This is a genomic window from Pantoea sp. Ap-870 (assembly GCF_011752515.1).
GTDB lineage: Bacteria > Pseudomonadota > Gammaproteobacteria > Enterobacterales > Enterobacteriaceae > Pantoea > Pantoea dispersa.
The window spans coordinates 386,032-404,278 of sequence record NZ_VWXG01000001.1; the positions used below are offsets into that span (position 1 = coordinate 386,032).

Annotated in this window: 19 protein-coding genes; 9 read left to right on the forward strand and 10 right to left on the reverse strand. The window is 61.2% G+C overall.

The annotated features are described in order from the left end of the window. Nucleotides 1-21 precede the first annotated feature (21 nt). The 6 genes from gpmA to modE all read right to left on the reverse strand — a co-directional run bounded on the left by gpmA (nt 22) and on the right by modE (nt 6,741). The gene (gpmA, locus tag F3J41_RS01920) at nt 22-774 is read right to left on the reverse strand and encodes a 2,3-diphosphoglycerate-dependent phosphoglycerate mutase (protein ID WP_010616013.1); all 753 of its coding nucleotides are present in this window, start codon (nt 772-774) and stop codon (nt 22-24) included. A 152-nt stretch (nt 775-926) separates the two neighbouring features. Continuing rightward, nucleotides 927-1,961, reverse strand: coding sequence for a galactose-1-epimerase (gene galM / locus F3J41_RS01925; protein WP_058757860.1), 1,035 nt, complete (start codon nt 1,959-1,961; stop codon nt 927-929). Beyond that, complete coding sequence (galK, locus tag F3J41_RS01930) at nt 1,955-3,103, reverse strand: galactokinase (protein WP_058775295.1); 1,149 nt, start codon at nt 3,101-3,103, stop codon at nt 1,955-1,957. Before galK ends, galM begins: the two co-directional genes overlap by 7 nt. Then, nucleotides 3,104-4,147 (reverse strand): galactose-1-phosphate uridylyltransferase, encoded by a 1,044-nt coding sequence (galT, locus tag F3J41_RS01935; RefSeq protein WP_166709789.1) that lies wholly within the window; start codon nt 4,145-4,147, stop codon nt 3,104-3,106. Between the two features lie 262 nt (nt 4,148-4,409). Further along, nucleotides 4,410-5,882, reverse strand: a complete 1,473-nt coding sequence (modF, locus tag F3J41_RS01940; RefSeq protein WP_166709791.1) for a molybdate ABC transporter ATP-binding protein ModF — start codon at nt 5,880-5,882, stop codon at nt 4,410-4,412. A gap of 76 nt (nt 5,883-5,958) precedes the next feature. Continuing rightward, on the reverse strand, nt 5,959-6,741 hold the full coding sequence (gene modE, locus F3J41_RS01945) for a molybdenum-dependent transcriptional regulator (RefSeq protein ID WP_150361773.1): 783 nt from the start codon (nt 6,739-6,741) through the stop codon (nt 5,959-5,961). 117 nt (nt 6,742-6,858) lie between these two features. On the opposite strand from modE, the gene F3J41_RS01950 reads away from it, so the two are divergent. The 4 genes from F3J41_RS01950 to modC all read left to right on the forward strand — a co-directional run bounded on the left by F3J41_RS01950 (nt 6,859) and on the right by modC (nt 9,665). Continuing rightward, the gene (locus F3J41_RS01950; protein ID WP_021508511.1) at nt 6,859-7,017 is read left to right on the forward strand and encodes an AcrZ family multidrug efflux pump-associated protein; all 159 of its coding nucleotides are present in this window, start codon (nt 6,859-6,861) and stop codon (nt 7,015-7,017) included. A 127-nt stretch (nt 7,018-7,144) separates the two neighbouring features. Further along, the gene (modA, locus tag F3J41_RS01955) at nt 7,145-7,918 is read left to right on the forward strand and encodes a molybdate ABC transporter substrate-binding protein (protein ID WP_021508510.1); all 774 of its coding nucleotides are present in this window, start codon (nt 7,145-7,147) and stop codon (nt 7,916-7,918) included. Next, nucleotides 7,915-8,607: a molybdate ABC transporter permease subunit gene (gene modB / locus F3J41_RS01960; RefSeq protein WP_166709793.1), complete on the forward strand. Its 693-nt coding sequence runs from the start codon at nt 7,915-7,917 to the stop codon at nt 8,605-8,607. Before modA ends, modB begins: the two co-directional genes overlap by 4 nt. Next, nucleotides 8,607-9,665, forward strand: a complete 1,059-nt coding sequence (modC, locus tag F3J41_RS01965) for a molybdenum ABC transporter ATP-binding protein ModC (RefSeq protein ID WP_166709795.1) — start codon at nt 8,607-8,609, stop codon at nt 9,663-9,665. Before modB ends, modC begins: the two co-directional genes overlap by 1 nt. Before the next feature lie 107 nt (nt 9,666-9,772). On the opposite strand, the gene F3J41_RS01970 is transcribed toward modC, so the two are convergent. Further along, nucleotides 9,773-10,591 carry a pyridoxal phosphatase gene (locus F3J41_RS01970; protein WP_058757854.1) on the reverse strand — a complete coding sequence of 273 codons (819 nt, stop codon included), beginning with the start codon at nt 10,589-10,591 and terminating at the stop codon, nt 9,773-9,775. A 148-nt stretch (nt 10,592-10,739) separates the two neighbouring features. Here F3J41_RS01970 and pgl point away from each other — a divergent pair, with 148 nt between their 5' ends. After that, nucleotides 10,740-11,735 (forward strand): 6-phosphogluconolactonase, encoded by a 996-nt coding sequence (pgl, locus tag F3J41_RS01975; protein WP_166709797.1) that lies wholly within the window; start codon nt 10,740-10,742, stop codon nt 11,733-11,735. A gap of 78 nt (nt 11,736-11,813) precedes the next feature. Here the strand turns inward: pgl and F3J41_RS01980 are convergent, their stop codons facing one another. Both F3J41_RS01980 and bioA read right to left on the reverse strand, forming a co-directional pair. Further along, entirely contained in the window at nt 11,814-12,290 is a 477-nt protein-coding gene (locus F3J41_RS01980; RefSeq protein ID WP_058781275.1) for a kinase inhibitor, read from the reverse strand. A 67-nt stretch (nt 12,291-12,357) separates the two neighbouring features. Further along, nucleotides 12,358-13,650, reverse strand: coding sequence for an adenosylmethionine--8-amino-7-oxononanoate transaminase (gene bioA, locus F3J41_RS01985; protein ID WP_166709799.1), 1,293 nt, complete (start codon nt 13,648-13,650; stop codon nt 12,358-12,360). Nucleotides 13,651-13,737: 87 nt separating this feature from the next. On the opposite strand from bioA, the gene bioB reads away from it, so the two are divergent. From bioB to bioD, 4 genes are read left to right on the forward strand one after another with little or no spacing between them, the layout of a single operon-like run. Beyond that, the gene (gene bioB / locus F3J41_RS01990) at nt 13,738-14,769 is read left to right on the forward strand and encodes a biotin synthase BioB (protein WP_058757850.1); all 1,032 of its coding nucleotides are present in this window, start codon (nt 13,738-13,740) and stop codon (nt 14,767-14,769) included. After that, entirely contained in the window at nt 14,770-15,921 is a 1,152-nt protein-coding gene (gene bioF / locus F3J41_RS01995) for an 8-amino-7-oxononanoate synthase (RefSeq protein ID WP_058775299.1), read from the forward strand. It abuts the gene before it with no gap. Next, the gene (bioC, locus tag F3J41_RS02000; protein WP_159378354.1) at nt 15,902-16,657 is read left to right on the forward strand and encodes a malonyl-ACP O-methyltransferase BioC; all 756 of its coding nucleotides are present in this window, start codon (nt 15,902-15,904) and stop codon (nt 16,655-16,657) included. The genes bioF and bioC overlap by 20 nt, the downstream gene beginning before the upstream one ends. After that, nucleotides 16,654-17,325, forward strand: a complete 672-nt coding sequence (bioD, locus tag F3J41_RS02005; RefSeq protein WP_058775301.1) for a dethiobiotin synthase — start codon at nt 16,654-16,656, stop codon at nt 17,323-17,325. The genes bioC and bioD overlap by 4 nt, the downstream gene beginning before the upstream one ends. Before the next feature lie 42 nt (nt 17,326-17,367). Here the strand turns inward: bioD and F3J41_RS02010 are convergent, their stop codons facing one another. Next, on the reverse strand, nt 17,368-18,084 hold the full coding sequence (locus F3J41_RS02010) for an ABC transporter ATP-binding protein (protein ID WP_021508499.1): 717 nt from the start codon (nt 18,082-18,084) through the stop codon (nt 17,368-17,370). Nucleotides 18,085-18,247 lie beyond the last annotated feature (163 nt).

The window sequence follows — 18,247 nt, forward strand, 5'->3', positions numbered from 1 at the left end:
CTTTTGCGTTTCAGCGTGAACTTACTTCGCTTTACCCTGGTTAGCAACGGCGGCGGCTTTCGCTGCGATCTCGTCGGCATCACCCAGATAGTAATGTTTGATTGGCTTGAAGTTCTCGTCGAACTCATACACCAGCGGTACGCCGGTTGGGATGTTCAGTTCGAGGATCTCATCTTCGCTCATGTTATCGAGGTATTTCACCAGCGCGCGCAGTGAGTTACCGTGCGCGGCAACGATCACTTTCTCACCGCTCTTGATGCGCGGCAGAATGCTCTCGTTCCAGAATGGGATCACGCGATCGATGGTCAGTGCCAGGCTTTCGGTGGTCGGCAGCTGCGCGTCGGTCAGGGATTTGTAGCGCGGGTCGTGGCCCGGGAAACGCTCGTCGTTACGATCCAGCTCTGGTGGCGTAACGGCAAAGCCGCGGCGCCACTGTTTCACCTGATCGTCGCCGTATTTGGCGGCGGTTTCCGCTTTGTCCAGACCCTGCAGCGCACCGTAGTGACGCTCGTTCAGACGCCAGGTTTTCTCGACCGGCAGCCAAGCCTGATCCAGCTCATCCAGCACGTTCCACAGAGTGTGGATGGCACGCTTCAGCACTGAGGTGTAGGCAAAATCAAACACGAAACCTTCTTTTTTCAGCAGCTGACCGGCTGCTTTGGCTTCGGTGCGACCCTTGTCGGACAGATCCACGTCGTACCATCCGGTGAAGCGGTTTTCCTGATTCCACTGGCTTTCGCCGTGGCGCACCAGAACCAGCTTAGTTACGGCCATAGCTTTACTCCTTAATGCTTAATGTTTCGATGATGATAGAAACCGGCTGCGGCCGCTGATTTCAGCGGCACACTGATAGCGCCATACCATAGCGGAAAACAGCGCACGGCGTAAGCCTGTCGGCACCGCAGTGCGCGTTTTTCGACCGGCGCTTAGTGCGGGGTGAAGCGATAACGCGTCACGGAGTGCCATGTGTCGCCGGGCTGCAGCCAGCAATCAGGCTGCGGCCACTCGCTATGGTTGGGCGAATCCGGTAAAAACTCACTCTCCAGAGCGATGCCCTGGAAAGCAGTATAGCTGCCCTGTTCACGGGCGCGCGTTCCCTCCAGATAGTTGCCGGAGTAGAACTGCAGCGCCGGCGCGGCGGTGAACACGCTCACGCTAAGTTTGTCGTCCGCTGACCACAGCTGCGCAGCAGGCTGGCTGCTGTCACCGGCGGTGGTGAGCAGAAACGCGTGATCGTAACCTTTTACCGCGCGCTGATCGTCGTCGGCCAGGAACTCATCCGCCACGCGTTTCGGCTGGCGGAAATCAAAGCTGGTGCCGTCCACCGCTTTCAGCGGCGCATTGGGAATGCCTGCGCTGTCCACCGGCAGATAACGATCGGCCTGCAGTTGTAAGCGATGCTGGCGCGCGTCGCCATGATGCGCATCAAGGTTGAAGTAAGCATGGTTGGTCAGGTTGACCGGACAGGCCTGATCGGTCTGCGCTTCATAGCGAATCGACAGGCAGTTATCGTCATCGAGCTGATAAATTACATCGGCAATCAGATTGCCGGGATAGCCCTGGTCGCCGTCCGGCGAATCAAGACGATAGTGCACTTCGCTGTCGCTCTGGCTGAGGATCTGCCAGCGGCGCTTGTCGAAACCCTGCGGCCCGCCGTGCAGCTGGTGCGGACCCTGATTGGCCGCCAGCAGCCGGTTAAGTGGCTTTAGCTCAGCGAAGGCGATGCGGTTCGCGTAACGCCCGATGGTGGCACCGAGATAAGCATCCTGATGCAGATAGTCGGACGGCGTGGCGCAGCCGAGCAGCGCTTCGCGCACGCTGCCGTCCTGCATCGGCACGCGCGCCGACAGCCAGGTGGCGCCCCAGTCCATAAAGGTGGCGACCATGCCGTTGCGGTTGCGCAGCACGGTGATGCGCCACGGCTGGCCGTCCGGCGCATGAGAGTTGACGTCGCTTACCATTGGCCGGCTCCTGCTGAGGCTTTACACACGTAAAAGGTCTCTTTGATGCCGGTCTGCGCTTCGTACTGCTGCGCCACCGCCGCTTTCACCTGATCGACCAGATCGGTTGGCATCAGGGCGACAATACAGCCACCGAAGCCGCCGCCGGTCATACGCACGCCGCCGCGCGGGCCGATCTCCGCTTTGACGATCTCCACCAGCTGGTCGATGGGCGCGACGGTAATCTCAAAATCGTCGCGCATTGAGGCGTGCGAGGCGGCCATCAGCTCACCCATGCGTTGCAGATCGCCGCTGCTCAGCGCGTCCGCCGCTTCCAGCGTCCGGGCATTTTCGGTGATCACGTGACGTACGCGTTTGGCCACCAGCGGATCGAGCTGCTGTTCTGCCGCCGCAAACTCCTCCAGCGTCACGTCGCGCAGCGCCTTTTTGTTAAAGAAGCGCGCACCGGTTTCGCACTGCTCGCGGCGGGTATTGTATTCGCTGCCCACCAGATTACGGCGGAAGTTCGAGTTGATGATCACCACCGCGACATCCTCCGGCATGGATACGGCGCGCGTGCCCAGCGTGCGGCAGTCCAGCAGCATGGCGTGATCCTGCTGGCCGAGTGCGGATATCAGCTGATCCATGATGCCGCAGTTGCAGCCAACAAACTGGTTCTCCGCTTCCTGCCCGTTAACGGCAATCGCTGCGCCGTCGAGCTTCAGCTGATACAGCTGCTGAAACACGGTGCCCACCGCCACTTCCAGCGAGGCGGACGAGCTGAGACCGGCACCCTGGGGCACGTTGCCGCTGATCACCATATCCACGCCGCCAAAGCTGGCGTCGCGCTGCTGCAGATGTTTCACCACGCCGCGCACGTAATTGGCCCACATCGGTTCGCTGAGCGGCTCAATCGGCGCATCCAGCGAGAAGCTATCCTGCTGATTGTCGTAATCCACCGCCACCACGCGCACCTGGCGATCGTCGCGGCGGGCGCAGGCAATCACGGTCTGATAGTCAATGGCGCAGGGCAGCACGAAGCCGTCGTTGTAATCGGTATGCTCGCCGATCAGGTTCACCCGGCCCGGTGCCTGAATGCTGTGGCTCGGCGCGTAGCCGAAGGTGTCAGCGAAAACCTGTTGAGTGATCGATTTTAAAGACATTTATTGTTCCTCGCGGAAATGGATAGCGCTGACAGAGCGCAGACGTTCTGCTGCCTGTTCCGCCGTTAAATCACGTTGGGTCTCGGCCAGCATCTCGTAGCCAACCATAAATTTCCGTACCGTCGCGGAGCGCAGCAGCGGGGGATAGAAGTGCGCGTGCAGCTGCCAGTGATCGTTGGCTTCGCCGTTGAACGGCGCGCCGTGCCAGCCCATCGAATAGGGGAACGAGCACTGAAACAGATTGTCGTAACGGCTGGTGAGCTGCTTGAGCGCCAGCGCCAGATCGGTGCGCTGCGCCTCGCTGAGATCGGTAATGCGTTTCACGTGCGTTTTAGGCAACAGCAGGGTTTCAAACGGCCAGGCCGCCCACCACGGCACCACCGCCAGCCAGTGTTCGGTTTCGACCACGGTACGGCTGCCGTCCTGCAGTTCGCGCGCTACGTAATCCACCAGCAGCGGCGTACCTTTATCAGCAAAGTAGCGGCGCTGGTTGTCATCCTCTTTTTGCGCTTCATTCGGCAGAAAACTGTTGGCCCACACCTGACCGTGCGGATGCGGATTCGAGCAGCCCATGGCTGCGCCTTTGTTTTCAAATACCTGCACCCACGGATAGTGCTGACCGAGTTCGGCGGTCTGCTCCTGCCAGGTGCGCACGATATCCTGCAAGTTGTGCAGCGCCAGTTCGGGCAGGGTTTTGCTGTGATCCGGCGAGAAGCAGATCACCCGACTGGTACCGCGCGCGCCTTCACAGCGCATCAGCACATCATCGCTCTGCGGCGCGTCCGGTGTATCGGTCATCAGCGCGGCAAAGTCATTGGTGAATACGTAAGTGCTTTTGTAATCGGGATTTTTATCGCCGGTGATCCGGGTGTTACCGGCGCACAGGAAGCAGTCCGGATCGTGTGCGGGCAGTTGCTCCAGCGCCGGCGTCTCCTGCGCACCCTGCCAAGGACGTTTGGCGCGATGCGGTGACACCAGCACCCATTGATCGATCAACGGGTTATAGCGGCGATGCGGATGATCGACCGGGTTAAATTTTTGCATAACAAGTCCTGGTAATCGGCAAACAGAAGAAAATCACTGCCTTCAACGTAGCATAACGGTGGCGCTGAAAGCGTGATCCAGTCTGGATAAATGGTATCGTTTACACAAGGTGACGATTCTCATTTTGTGGGTTTATGCGCAGCGTTTGCTGAATAATGCGGCAGGCTAGTGGTAGCGGTTACATTTTTAGGGAAGGAAATGTGTCAGGTGCGTACTGTTATCGCCGGGCCGCCATGGATGGCGACCCGCTCATCAATGAAAACTAACGCAACGCCTCCTGCTGATAGACATAGCCCGCGCCCTGTTTTACAAAACTCAGGCGGTGGGTGATGCACTGCGGCGCGTCCTCGGCGTGGTGGGACACAAACATCAGCTGGGTACGGCCTTCGCCGATCAGCACATCAACAAAGCGGCGCACCAGCTGGCGGTTAATGGGATCGAGCCCCTGCAGCGGCTCATCCAGAATTAACAGCGTCGGGTGCTTCACCAGCGCGCGCGCAATCAGCACCAGCCGCTGCTGGCCCCACGACAGGCTATGAAACGGCGCATCGGCCAGCGCATTGTCCATGCCAAGCAGCGCCAGCCACTGGCGCGCCAGCGCTTTCTGCCGATCCGATACCGCCTGATAAAGACCGATCGAATCAAAAAAGCCCGAGAGGATCACCGTACGCACATTACAGCTGACGCGGTAATCCAGATGCAGGCTGCTGCTGACGTAACCGATATGCTGCTTGATCTCCCAGATGGTCTCACCGCTGCCGCGCCGAATACCAAACAACGTTAAATCATTGCTGTAGCCCTGCGGATGATCGCCGGTGACCAGGCTGAGCAGGGTCGATTTACCCGCGCCGTTGGGGCCGATAATCTGCCAGTGCTCGCCGGGATTGACCTGCCAGTTCAGGCCGTCGATCACCGCATGATCGTTATACGACACCACGCCGTTGCGCAGGATAACGCGCGGCGCATCTGCCGCCAGCTGGGGCAGCTGATCCGGCTGGTCCGGCTCCGGCAGCGCCATGCCCTGCAGGCGTTCGCTGTGCGCCAGCTGCGCCACTAGCGCTTCGGCGAGAATCGCCTGGCGCGCGCCCACGTGCGTCAGCGTGCACTCCGCCAGCACGCCGACCTGCTGGACAAAATCCGGGATATCGTCAAAGCGGTTCAGCACCAGCACCACGGTGTAGCCGTCGCGATGCAGCTGATGCAGCGTATCGGCAAGGCTGGCGCGCGATGCCACATCCAGACCATCAAAAGGTTCGTCGAGGATCAGCAAATCCGGCTGCGCCATCAGCGCCTGACACAGCAGCGTTTTGCGCGTTTCGCCGGTAGAAAGGTATTTGAAGCGGCGAGTCAGTAAAGCGCTGATGCCAAACTGCTGGGCCAGCGCCTGCGCCCGCGCCTCATCCTTTACTTCATCCTGAATGATCTCCAGCGCGGTGCGGCCGGTGTCATCTTCGCCTTCACTCAGCAGATCGGTGTTGTTGCGCTCCCACTCCTGCGTCACCAGCTGTTGCAGCTGCTCCAGCGACAGACGGGTGCGGCGCTGAAAATCCTGCCGCAGCTCGCCCTTTGCCGCCGTCAGCTCGCCGGACAGCGCGCGCGCCAGCGAAGATTTACCGCTGCCGTTGGCACCGACAAAGGCCCAGCTTTCGCCGCTGTGCAGGGTTAAGTCCGGCAGGGTCAGGGTACGGCTATCGCTCAGGTGAAATATGCCTTGCGAAATTTGCAATGAGGCCATGATTTGTTCCGTTTTCTGCATCAAGTCGCTCAGTTGTAGCGAGCCAGCGAAATGAAGTCAAATCATGGCGGCCAGATCAGAGCAGTGTGGCGATGATGGCGTGTTCTGCATTAAAACAGGCGGTCACGGCGCTGCCGGGCTGCAGATTATGCTGGCGAAGCGCCTGGCTGGGGACGGTGGCGCACAACATTTCACCGCCCGCCAGCGCAATCAGCACTTCACTCTGCGTTTCGCCGGGTTCGATGGTGTGGACAAGGCCCGGCAGCTGATTATCGCCCTCTGCGGCGTCAGGCGTCAGGCGGATCCACGGCGCTTTGATCAGCACCAGCACCTCTTTACCGCTGTCGAGCTGTAGCCGCTCCGCGCTGCGTTCGGTCAGAGCCACCTGCAGGCGAGTCACGCCGTCGTTCAGCAGTATCTCAACATGCTGCTGCACCTGCTGACGATCGCGCGCCTGCACCGTGCCAAATAGCTGGTTGCGCGCGCTGGTTTGCAGGGAAAAGCGGGCGATCGCCGCCAGCAGGCTGTCGAGCGGCAGGCTGTCGTTTTGCAGCACGTCAAAGGCTTTTTGCTGGATCTGCTCCATCAATTGAAACAGCTGAATCAATCGCTCGCCGTAGCGCGTCAGCCGGGCACCGCCACCGCCTTTGCCGCCGGTCGCGCGTTCGACCAGCGTCTGATCCGCCAGCTGATTCATCTCATTGATGGCGTCCCAGGCGCTTTTATAGCTGATGCCCGCCAGTCTGGCGCCCTGGCTGATGGAGCCGGTTTCCTGCACGCGCCTGAGCAGCTCAATACGGCGCGGATCGGCAAACAGTTTCTGCTGAAGACGGATGTGAAGAGAGAGTTCTGCCTGCATGTCAGCTCCTTAGGTGAATGCGCCAATTGTAAGGCCTAAAGTAAAAGCACGAAAAGGGCAGTGCCTTTTTTTCTCCAGCCGTTACAATCACTTTTTTACTCTTTGCGCGAGGTTTCCATGCTGGAACTGTTAAAAAGCCTGGCGGTCGCCATCATCATGGTGCCCATCGTGATGGCGATTATGCTGGGTCTGATTTACGGCCTGGGTGAAGTCTTTAACGTCATCTCTAAATTTGGCCGCCGCGACGACCGTCCCGCCAATAGCTCACACCACTGATTTTTAACGCCCGCACGCTGCGGGCGTTTTGCCCTTAACTTCCCGCCGTTTTTACCGATATAAAGCTCATGACAGCTTTCAGGCTCGCGTTGTATTATCAACTATATAACGTAACCTGGAGCTCTCTATGCAAAATACGCTTTATCACTGGGCGGCGGCGGCCGTGGTCACCGTGTCGCTGTCGGGGCAGGCGCTGGCGGCGGAGAAAATTACTGTGTTCGCTGCGGCCTCGCTGACTAATGCGATGCAGCAGATTGCCACGCAATATCAGCAAAAAAGCGGCGTTGAAGTGGTATCCTCGTTCGCTTCCTCGTCGACGCTGGCGCGGCAAATCGAGCAGGGCGCCCCGGCGGATCTGTTTATCTCTGCCGATCAGCAGTGGATGGACGATGCGGTGGCGAAAAACAGCGTGATCGGCAGTACGCGCTACACGCTGCTGGGCAACGATCTGGTGCTGGTGGCGGCAAAAAGCGCTAACGCGCAGCCGGTGACCATCAATGCGCAGACCCCATGGCAGAACCTGCTTAAGGGCGAGCGCCTGGCGGTGGGCGATCCGGATCACGTGCCGGCAGGTATTTATGCCAAAGAAGCGCTGCAAAAGCTGGGCGCGTGGGACACGCTGGCTTCACGGCTCGCACCGGCTAACAACGTGCGTGCCGCGCTGGCGCTAGTGGAACGCCGCGAAACGCCGTATGGCATCGTGTACGGTTCCGACGCGGTAGCCAGTGATAAGGTGCAGGTGGTCGGACGCTTCCCCGAAGCGAGTCACAAACCCGTAGAGTACCCGATGGCGGTGGTCAGCGATCACCAGAACGCAGCGGTGCAGGCCTTCTATGACTATCTGCAGGGGCCGGATGCCGCTGCCGTGTTTAAACAGTATGGATTTACGCCGAAGAGATGATACTGAGCGATCCCGAATGGCAGGCCGTATTCCTGAGCCTGAAAGTTTCCTGCGTGGCGGTGCTGTGCAGCCTGCCGTTTGGCATCCTGATGGCGTGGATTCTGGCGCGCTGTCGCTTTCCCGGCAAAACCCTGCTCGATAGCCTGATTCATCTGCCGCTGGTGCTGCCGCCGGTGGTGGTCGGCTATTTGCTGCTGCTGTCGCTCGGGCGGCGCGGCCTGATTGGCAGCTGGCTGTATGACTGGTTCGGCATCACCTTTGCCTTCAGCTGGCGCGGCGCGGTGCTGGCCTCGGCGGTGATGGCGTTTCCGCTGATGGTGCGCGCCATTCGTCTGGCGCTGGAAGCGGTAGACAGCCGGCTGGAACAGGCGGCACGTACCCTGGGCGCGGGCCGCTGGCGGGTGTTTTTCACCATTACGCTGCCGCTGACTTTTCCGGGCATCATCGTGGGCACCGTACTGGCGTTTGCCCGCTCGCTCGGTGAGTTTGGGGCCACCATTACTTTTGTCTCCAACATTCCCGGCGAAACCCGCACCATCCCGTCAGCCATGTTTACCCTGATTGAAACGCCCGGCGCGGAAGGCAATGCGGCGCGGCTGTGCGCGGTGGCGATTGCGCTGGCGCTGCTGTCGCTGGTGGCCTCAGAGCTGCTGGCGCGCTGGGGCCGCAAGCGGCTGGGAGCGGCCTGATGCTGAAAATCAACATTGCGCAACAGCTCGGTGAGCATCAGCTCAACGTCGATGTGGAGATTCCGGCCAGCGGCATCACCGCGATTTTTGGCGTGTCCGGGGCAGGAAAAACCTCATTAATCAATGCCATCAGCGGTCTGACGCAGCCGCAGAGCGGCCAGATTGCGCTTAACGATCGTCTGCTGTTTGACCGCGACAGCGGCATCAATCTGCCGCCGGAAAAACGCCGCATAGGCTACGTGTTTCAGGATGCGCGCCTGTTTCCCCATTATCGCGTGCGCGGCAATCTGCAGTATGGCATGGCGCCCAAAATGAAAGCGCAGTTCGGGGCGCTGGTGACGCTGCTGGGACTGGACGCGCTGCTGGATCGCTATCCGGCCTCGCTGTCGGGTGGCGAAAAGCAGCGTGTGGCGATGGGCCGGGCGCTGCTGAGCGCGCCAGATATCCTGCTGATGGACGAACCGCTGGCGTCGCTCGATCTGCCACGCAAGCGCGAGCTGATGCCCTATTTGCAGAAGCTGGCGAAGCAGGTGGAGATTCCGCTGCTGTACGTGAGTCACAGCCTGGAGGAGATTGTCCAGCTGGCGAATCAGGTGCTGGTGCTGGATAACGGTAACGTCAAAGCCTTCGGCGCGCTGGAAAAAGTGTGGAGCAGCAGCGCGATGCGGCCCTGGCTGCCGGCGGCCGAGCGCAGCAGCGTGTTGCGCGTGCAGGTGCTGGAGCAGCATCCGGATTACCCGATGACCGCGCTGTCGCTTGGCGATCAGCACATCTGGGTCAGCCGGGTGAATCAGCCGGTGAAAAGCGTACTGCGCATCCGTATCGCCTCGGCGGACGTGTCGCTGGCGCTGCAGCCGCCGCAAAACACCTCGATCCGCAATATTTTACCGGCGCAGGTGGTGGAGCTGCTGGAGCTGGACGAACAGGTCGAAGTGAAGCTGCGCATCGGCGTCAGCGAGCTGTGGGCGCGCATTTCACCGTGGGCGCGCGACGAGCTGAATATCCGGCCCGATCAGTGGCTGTATGCGCAGATCAAGAGCGTGTCGATTACCGCGTAACACAAACCGGACGACAACGCGGTACGTCCGGTCTGCGGATCAGCGCGTTTTTTCGCGCTTTTTTCCGGTCAACCTGACTGATGCCTTATGCCGCGATCAGCCTGGCGTTACAGCACTTCCTGGTAGATCACCTGCGCAATGCCCGGCTCAAGGTTGGTACCGATCACTTTGCGCGCGCGTGCTTTGATGGCGTCATCGGCATTGCCCATCGCCACGCCCAGCCCGGCCTGCTCCAGCATGCTGAGATCGTTGTAATTGTCGCCAAACGCCAGCACGTCCTGCATGCTCAGACCCTGGCTCGCCACCCACTGCGCCAGGCGTTTGCCTTTGCTGTTGCCGGCCTGAGCGATGTCGACCTGATCGTGCCACGACCATTCACACGCCAGACCCAGCTCGCGTTCGGTGCGTTCAGCAAACTGCTGCAGCGCGCGGGTATCCGGATGCGACAGGGCAAATTTCCAGATCGACTGCGCGTCGTGCGCCGCCTGCGCCAGGCTCGGCACCTGCACAAACAGCGGGCGCTGCGCTTCCGGCAGCGACTGCGCCCAGTTGAGGGTGCGCGTCACATGGCCGGTCGCTTCCTGATACAGCATCGCATCATCGACATACAGCAGACCGTGAATATTCTCCTGATCGAGCATCTCAATCACTCGCGCCGCCTGACTTTTCTCCAGCGGATCGGCAGCCAGCACCCGTTGCGCCTGGTAATCGTACAGATACGTGCCGTTACAGCAGATGGCGGGCGTTGTCAGCTGCAGCGCCTGATAAAACGGGTGAATGGCGCAGTGATGGCGACCGGTGACGATCAGCACCTGAACGCCAGCCTGTTGCGCGCGGGCTAAGGCTTCAAGGGATTCTGGCAGGATGGTTTTGTTTGGGGTTAGCAGGGTGCCGTCGAGGTCAAGGGCGATTACGCGGTAGCTCATTACACTTTCCGTCCGGAGTTAGCAAAGCAGTAAGTCTACACCCGCCAGCGGCCCTGAGACAAAAAGCAGGGCACAAATCAGCCCAGCGCGCGGCGGTGAAACGCGCTACAGTTACTGTTTTTCATCAGGCAGCGAATAAGGAAAACGCATGAAACAAGTCGTGTATACCGCCAGTCCCGAGAGCCAGCAGATCCACGCCTGGCAGATGCAGGAAGATGGCGCACTGACGTTATTGCAGGTCACGGATGTGGCCGGCCAGGTGCAGCCGATGGTGGTGAGCCCGAAGAAAGATTTTCTCTATGTCGGCGTGCGTCCGAATTTTCGCGTACTGGCGTACCGCATTGCGGCCGACGGTACGTTAAGCCTGGCCGGTGAAGCGCCGCTGCAGGGCAGCCCGACTCACATTTCTACCGACCGCCAGGGCAACTATCTGTTCTGCGGCTCGTATAACGATGCCTGTGTCAGCATCAGTCCGATTGGCAGCGACGGCCTGCCGCAGTCGCCACTGCAGGTGATTAACGGGCTGGAGGGCTGCCATTCGGCGAATATCGACCTCAGCAACCAGACGCTGTTTGTGCCAGCGCTGAAACAGGATCGCATCTGCCTGTATCAGCTGCAGGCGGACGGCACGCTGGCACCGCGCGCGCAGCCGCAGGTGACCACGGTAGAAGGCGCCGGCCCGCGTCATATGGCGTTCCACCCGAACGGCGCCTATGGCTATGTGGTTAACGAACTGGACAGCACCGTCGACGTCTGGGCGCTGAACAATGTTAACGGCCAGGTCGAGCGCGTGCAGAGCCTTGATATCATGCCACCGGGCTTCAGCGATACACGCTGGGCAGCGGATATCCATATCACCCCGGACGGTCGCTTCCTGTATGCCTGTGACCGCACCAGCAGCACGCTGACCGTGTTCAGTATCAGTGAGGACGGCTCGGTGCTGACGATTGAAGGTTATCAGCCGACCGAAACTCAGCCGCGTGGCTTTAACATTGATGGCAGCGGTCAGTATCTGGTGGCGGCGGGGCAGAAATCGCATCACATTGAAGTCTATCGCATTGGCGATCGTGGCCTGCTGCAACCGCTGGCGCGTTACGCCGTGGGTCAGGGGCCGATGTGGGTAGTGATTCACGCGCTGGACTGAGGAACGCTATTCGGCCATGCAGGGTCGCCATCTACGGCGACCTCTGCCAGGGTGCGCAGCGATGCGCACCTTATGCAATCAGGCGTATTTCACCGTGATCGACGCGCTGGCCAGCGCATGGAAGTGCACGTTGAAGCCGACCATCGCGCCGCTGGCACCTTCGTCCACCTCAATTTTCTCCACGTCCAGCGCATGCACCGTAAAGATGTAGCGATGCGATTCGCCCTGCGGCGGCGCTGCGCCACCGTAACCGCTCTGGCCGAAATCGGTACGCGTCTGAATGGCACCCTCCGGCAGTTCCGCCACGCCGGAACCGGCGCCCTGTGACAGCACGGTCACCTCAGCCGGAATATTGGCGACTACCCAGTGCCACCAGCCAGAGCCGGTCGGGGCATCCGGATCGTAGCAAGTCACCACAAAGCTTTTGGTGCCGGCCGGCACTTCATCCCATGCCAGGTGCGGCGACAGATTATCGCCCTGGTAACCCATGCCGTTAAAGACGTGGCGCTCGGGCATTTTATCGCCATCGTTAAAATCCTGGCTCACTACGCGCATGATCTCTCCTTTCCTGTTGTGTACTGCTCTCAATGATGGTGGAAAATGGCGGCGAGTGCCAGCGGTGTCAGGGCTGAAAGTGGCCGTCCACCGCCAGTGCAGCGCTTAGCGCCGCCGTCAGTTGCGTCAGCTGTGCGGCAGAAATCAGATAAGGTGGCATCAGGTAAATCAGCTTACCGAACGGGCGAATCCATACGCCGCGTTCCACGAAGAACTGCTGCAGTGCCGCCATGTTCACCGGCTGATGGGTCTCAATCACGCCAATTGCCCCCAGCACGCGCGCATCCGCCACCATCGGATGGTCGCGCAGCGGCAGCAGTTCCGTTCGCAGCTGCTGCTCAATCGCCGCCACCTGCGCCGGCCAGTGCCCTTCGTTAATCAACTTCAGGCTTTCAACCGCCACCGCACAGGCCAGCGGATTGCCCATGAACGTCGGCCCGTGCATAAAGCAGCCCGCCGCGCTGCGGCTGATAGTATCGGCGACGTCGCGCGTGGTCAGGGTGGCGGAGAGCGTCAGGGTGCCGCCGGTCAGCGCCTTGCCGAGACACAAAATGTCCGGCGTGATGCCGGCGTGCTCGCTGGCAAACAGCTTGCCGCTGCGGCCGAAGCCGGTGGCGATCTCATCGGCGATCAGCAACAAACCGTAGCGATCGCACAGCGCCCGCACCTGTTGCAGATAGCGTGGATGGTAGAAACGCATGCCGCCGGCACCCTGCACGATAGGTTCCAGGATTACCGCGGCAATGCTGCGATGGTGTTGTTCGGCCAGCCGGGCGAAATCGGCAATATCGTTGTCATCCCAGTCATCGTCAAAGCCACACTGCGGCGCGCGGGCGAACAGATGCTCCGGCAGGTAGCCGCGCCACAGGCTGTGCATGGAGTTTTCCGGATCGCAGACCGACATGGCGGCAAACGTATCGCCGTGATAACCGCGCTGCAGCGTGAGGAATTTCTGCCGCGTCTCTCCGCGTCCCAACCAGTACTGCAGCGCCATTTTCATCGACACTTCGACGGCGATCGAGCCGGAATCGGCGAGGAACACGCACTCCAGCGCCTCGGGCGTCATGGCGATCAACTGGCGGCTCAGCTCCACGGCTGGCGGATGGGTGATGCCGCCGAACATCACGTGTGACATCTGCGCCATCTGCTGCTGCAACGCCTGATTGAGGCGCGGATGGTTATAGCCGTGGATCGCTGCCCACCACGACGACATGCCGTCGACCAGCTCACGTCCATCGGCCAGCTGCAGCGTGCAGCCGTGCGCGGCCACCACCGGGTAGCACGGCAGCGGATCGCGCATTGAGGTGTAAGGATGCCAGATATGCTGGCGGTCAAAGCGGAGGTCGTCCTGTGTGAACATCTGTCTTGTAAACCATTTTGAAAAGATTTAGTTTACAAGTATAACCACGTTAATCGTCAGGATGAACCCCCTTTTTTGGAGTAAGCAATGGCTAATCGCTGGACACTGGCTCAGGCTCAGGCGCTATTTGATAAACCTTTTCTCGAGCTGATGTTTGAAGCACAGCAGGTGCACCGCCAGCACTTCGACCCGCGTCAGGTGCAGGTCAGCACGCTGCTGTCGATCAAAACCGGCGCCTGTCCGGAAGACTGTAAATACTGTCCGCAGAGCGCGCGTTACAAAACCGGGCTGGAAACCGAGCGCCTGATGGAGGTGGAGGCGGTGCTGGAATCGGCGCGCAAGGCCAAAGCAGCCGGCTCCAGCCGCTTCTGCATGGGCGCGGCGTGGAAAAACCCGCACGAGCGCGACATGCCGTACCTTGAGCAGATGGTGCAGGGCGTGAAAGCCATGGGCATGGAAACCTGCATGACGCTGGGCACGCTCGACCACGATCAGGCGCAGCGGCTGGCCAGCGCCGGGCTCGATTTTTACAACCATAACCTCGACACCTCGCCGGAGTTTTACGGCAGCATCATCACCACCCGTACCTATCAGGAGCGTCTTGATACGCTGGATAAAGTGCGCAACGCCGGCATCAAAGTGTGTTCAGGCGGCATTGTCGGGCTGGGCGAAACGGTCAACGACCGCGCCGGATTGCTGGTGCAGCTGGCCAACCTGCCCACGCCGCCGGAGAGCGTGCCGATTAACATGCTGGTGAAAGTCAAAGGCACGCCGCTGGCGGATAACGATGACGTCGAGCCGTTCGACTTTATCCGCACCATTGCCGTGGCGCGCATCATGATGCCGACCTCGCACGTGCGCCTGTCGGCCGGTCGCGAGCAGATGAGCGAACAGACCCAGGCGATGTGCTTCATGGCGGGTGCCAACTCGATTTTCTACGGCTGCAAGCTGCTGACCACGCCGAACCCGGAAGAGGACAAAGATCTGATCCTGTTCCGCAAGCTGGGCCTGAATCCGGAGCACACCGCCACGACGGCAGGCGATAACGAACAGCAGCATCAGCTCAGCGAGCAGTTGCTGCACGCCGACAGCGCGCAGTTCTATAACGCGGCCGTGTAAATGTGGTCTGAACGTATTGCGCAGGCGCTGACGGCGCAGCGTGCCGCCGACGGCTGGCGGCAGCGGCGGCGCATTGAGCACAACAGCGTGCGTGAAATTACCCTCGACGGGCAGCGCTATCGCCACTTCTCCAGTAATGATTACCTCGGCCTGAGCCAGCATCCGGCGGTGATGGCCGCCTGGCAGCAGGGCGTGCGCGAGGCGGGCGTCGGTGCCGGCGCTTCCGGCCACGTCACCGGCTACAGCCGTCACCATGCGCAGCTGGAGCAGCAGCTGGCGTCCTGGCTCGGCTACCCGCGCGCGCTGCTGTTTATCTCCGGCTTTGCCGCCAACCAGGCAGTGATCCATCTGCTGGCGCAAAAGTCGGATCGCATTATCGCTGACAAACTGGCGCACGCCTCGCTGCTGGATGCCGCCAGCCACAGTCCGGCAACGCTGCGCCGTTTTGCCCACAACCAGCCGGCCAGCCTGGCGAAGCTGCTGGCGACGCGCGCGGAAGGCGGCACGCTGGTGGTGACCGAGGGCGTATTCAGCATGGATGGCGACAGTGCGCCGCTGGCTGAACTTGCCGCCGAAACCCGGCGCGCGGGCGGCTGGCTGCTGGTGGACGATGCGCACGGCATTGGCGTCACCGGTGAGCAGGGGCGCGGCAGCTGCTGGCAGCAGCAGGTGAAACCGGAACTGCTGGTGGTGACCTTTGGTAAAGGCTTTGGCGTCAGCGGCGCCGCGCTGCTGTGTGATGACGCCACCGCAGATTACGTCGAGCAGTTCTCGCGCCATTTAATCTATTCCACCGCCATGCCGCCGGCGCAGTGTTGTGCGCTGCTGGCGGCGCTGCAGCAGATCCAGCAGGGCGACGCGCTGCGCGCGCGGTTGCAGCAAAATATTGCCCGCTTTCGTGCGGGCGCGGCGCAGTTGCCGTGGCAGCTGATGGCCTCTGACAGCGCCATTCAGCCGCTGATCGTCGGCGAAAACCGTGCCGCGCTGGCGCTGGCGCAGCGGCTGGCGCAGGCCGGTTGCTGGGTGAGCGCGATCCGGCCACCGACGGTGCCGCCGGGTACCGCGCGGCTGCGCATTACGCTCACCGCCGCGCATCATCCCGAAGATATCGACGCGTTGCTGGAGGCACTGTATGACGCTGCAGGTGAATAAACAGGCGGTGGCGCAGGCGTTTGGCCGGGCGGCCGCGCACTACGAACAGCATGCTCAGCTGCAGCGCCAGAGCGGCGAGGCGCTGCTGGCGCTGGCGCCGGCCGGATTTGGCCCGCAGCTGCTGGATGCCGGCTGCGGCACCGGCTGGTTCAGCCGCTACTGGCGCGATCGCGGTCGCCAGGTCTGCGCGCTGGATCTGTCACCGGCGATGCTGCAGGCGGCGCGCGAACAGCACTCGGCGCACGACTATTTACAGGGCGATATCGACCAGTTACCGCTGGCGGATAACAGCGTCGACGGCGTCTGGAGCAACCTGGCGGTGCAGTGGAGCAGCGATCTGCGCACCGCGCTGCAGCAGTTTCTGCGCGTGACGCGCCCGGGCGGCAGCGTGCTGTTCTCGACGCTGCTCGACGGCTCGCTGCAGGAGGTGCATCAGGCGTGGGCGCAGATCGATGGTCGGCGTCACGCCAATCGCTTCCTCAGCGGCGATGCCTTTGCCCAGGCTGCCGCGGGCCTGCCGCTGCGCAGCCAGACGCAGATCGTCACGCTGCACTTCCCCAGTGCGCTGAGCGCCATGCGCTCGCTGAAAGGCATCGGCGCAACGCACCTGCACGATGGGCGACACGCGGCCCTGCTGACGCGCCCGCAGCTGGCGCAGCTGGAGCAGCACTGGCCGCAGGATGCGCACGGCTATCGTCTCAGTTATCACCTGATGTATGGAGTTTTACAAAAATGACACGCTGGTTTATTACCGGAACTGACACCGAAGTGGGCAAAACAGTCGCCAGCGGCGCTCTGTTGCAGGCGGCCAGCGCCGCGGGATTACGCACTGCTGGCTACAAACCGGTGGCCTCCGGCTGCGAGGTCACGCCCGACGGCGTACGCAACAGCGACGCGCTGGCGCTGCAGCGCTACAGCAGCCTGGCGCTGAGCTATGAGCAGGTGAACCCGCTGGCGTTCATCGAACCGACGTCGCCGCATATCGTCAGCGCGGAAGAGGGCAGACCGATTGAATTTGCGCAGCTCTCCGCTGGCTTACGCGCGCTGGAGCAGCAGGCTGAATGGGTGCTGGTGGAAGGCGCGGGCGGCTGGTTCACGCCGCTGTCCGCGACGCAAACTTACGCCGACTGGGTCGCCGCCGAGCAGCTGCCGGTGATTCTGGTGGTTGGCGTGAAGCTCGGCTGCATCAACCACGCCATGCTGACGGCGGAAGCGGTGAAGGCGCGCGGGTTGCGCCTCGCCGGCTGGATTGCCAATGACATCCAGCCGCCGGGTAAGCGACATGCGGAATATCTGGCGACGCTGCAACAGCGCATTGCGGCCCCGTTCCTCGGTGAGATTCCGTGGCTGAGCAGCGCGGCGCAGCAGGCCGACTGTGGCCGTTACCTTACCCTGCCACAGTAAATGGCGCGGCGGCGCAGCACTCTGCGCCGCAGGCTACCGACGCTAGGTGGCCGTTAGCCACTTACTCACCGTTACATCATCCAGCTGTGCCACGCTGCCCTGCGCCACGTTGCGGCCACGATGCAGCAGCAGAAAATAGTCCGCCACGCGGCGAATGAACGACACATGCTGTTCCAGCAGCAGAATCGTCAGGCCATAGTCGCGGTTCAGGCGGCGAATCAGATTCCCCATCTCCTCCTCCAGCCACGGCGACATGCCTTCGGTGGGTTCATCGAGGATCAATAGTTTCGGCTGCAGCACCAGCGCGCGCGCCAGGGCCAACTGCTGCTGCTGATCCATCGGCAGTTCGCCACTGCGCTGATGACGCAGCGAGTAGAGCGCCGGAAACAGATCGAACACCATCTCGGGAATGGCGCGGCTGCGATCGTCCTGTGCCGCCATCAGCGCAATCAGCAGGTTATCTTCCACGCTCATCTGGGAAAAGATGTGGCGTCCCTGTGGTACGTAGCCGATGCCCATGCGCGCGCGTTGCTCAGCAGGCTGCAGCAGCAGGTTTTCCGGCGGCGCGCCGTCTTCCTGCCAGGTCATCGATCCACTATTAATGGGCAGGCGACCCATAATACAGTTCACCAGCGTGGTTTTGCCCATCCCCGGGCTGCCCAGCACGCCGGTGCAGGTGCCTGGCGGCAGATCGAGATCCACATCCCATAAAATATGGTTCTGACCGTAAAATTGATTCACCGAACGTAAACTCAGCATCTGACATTCTCCTTCCAGATTATTCGCCTGAATGCTCCCGCTCTGTGTCGTCTGGCATACAGTCATGCACAATGGCTATTGGGACACTGCTGTCGCCGGCGGCGCTTGTTCATCCTGCCGGCATGGACTCGTCACTCCACCGTTAATTCACTGCAATTCCCAG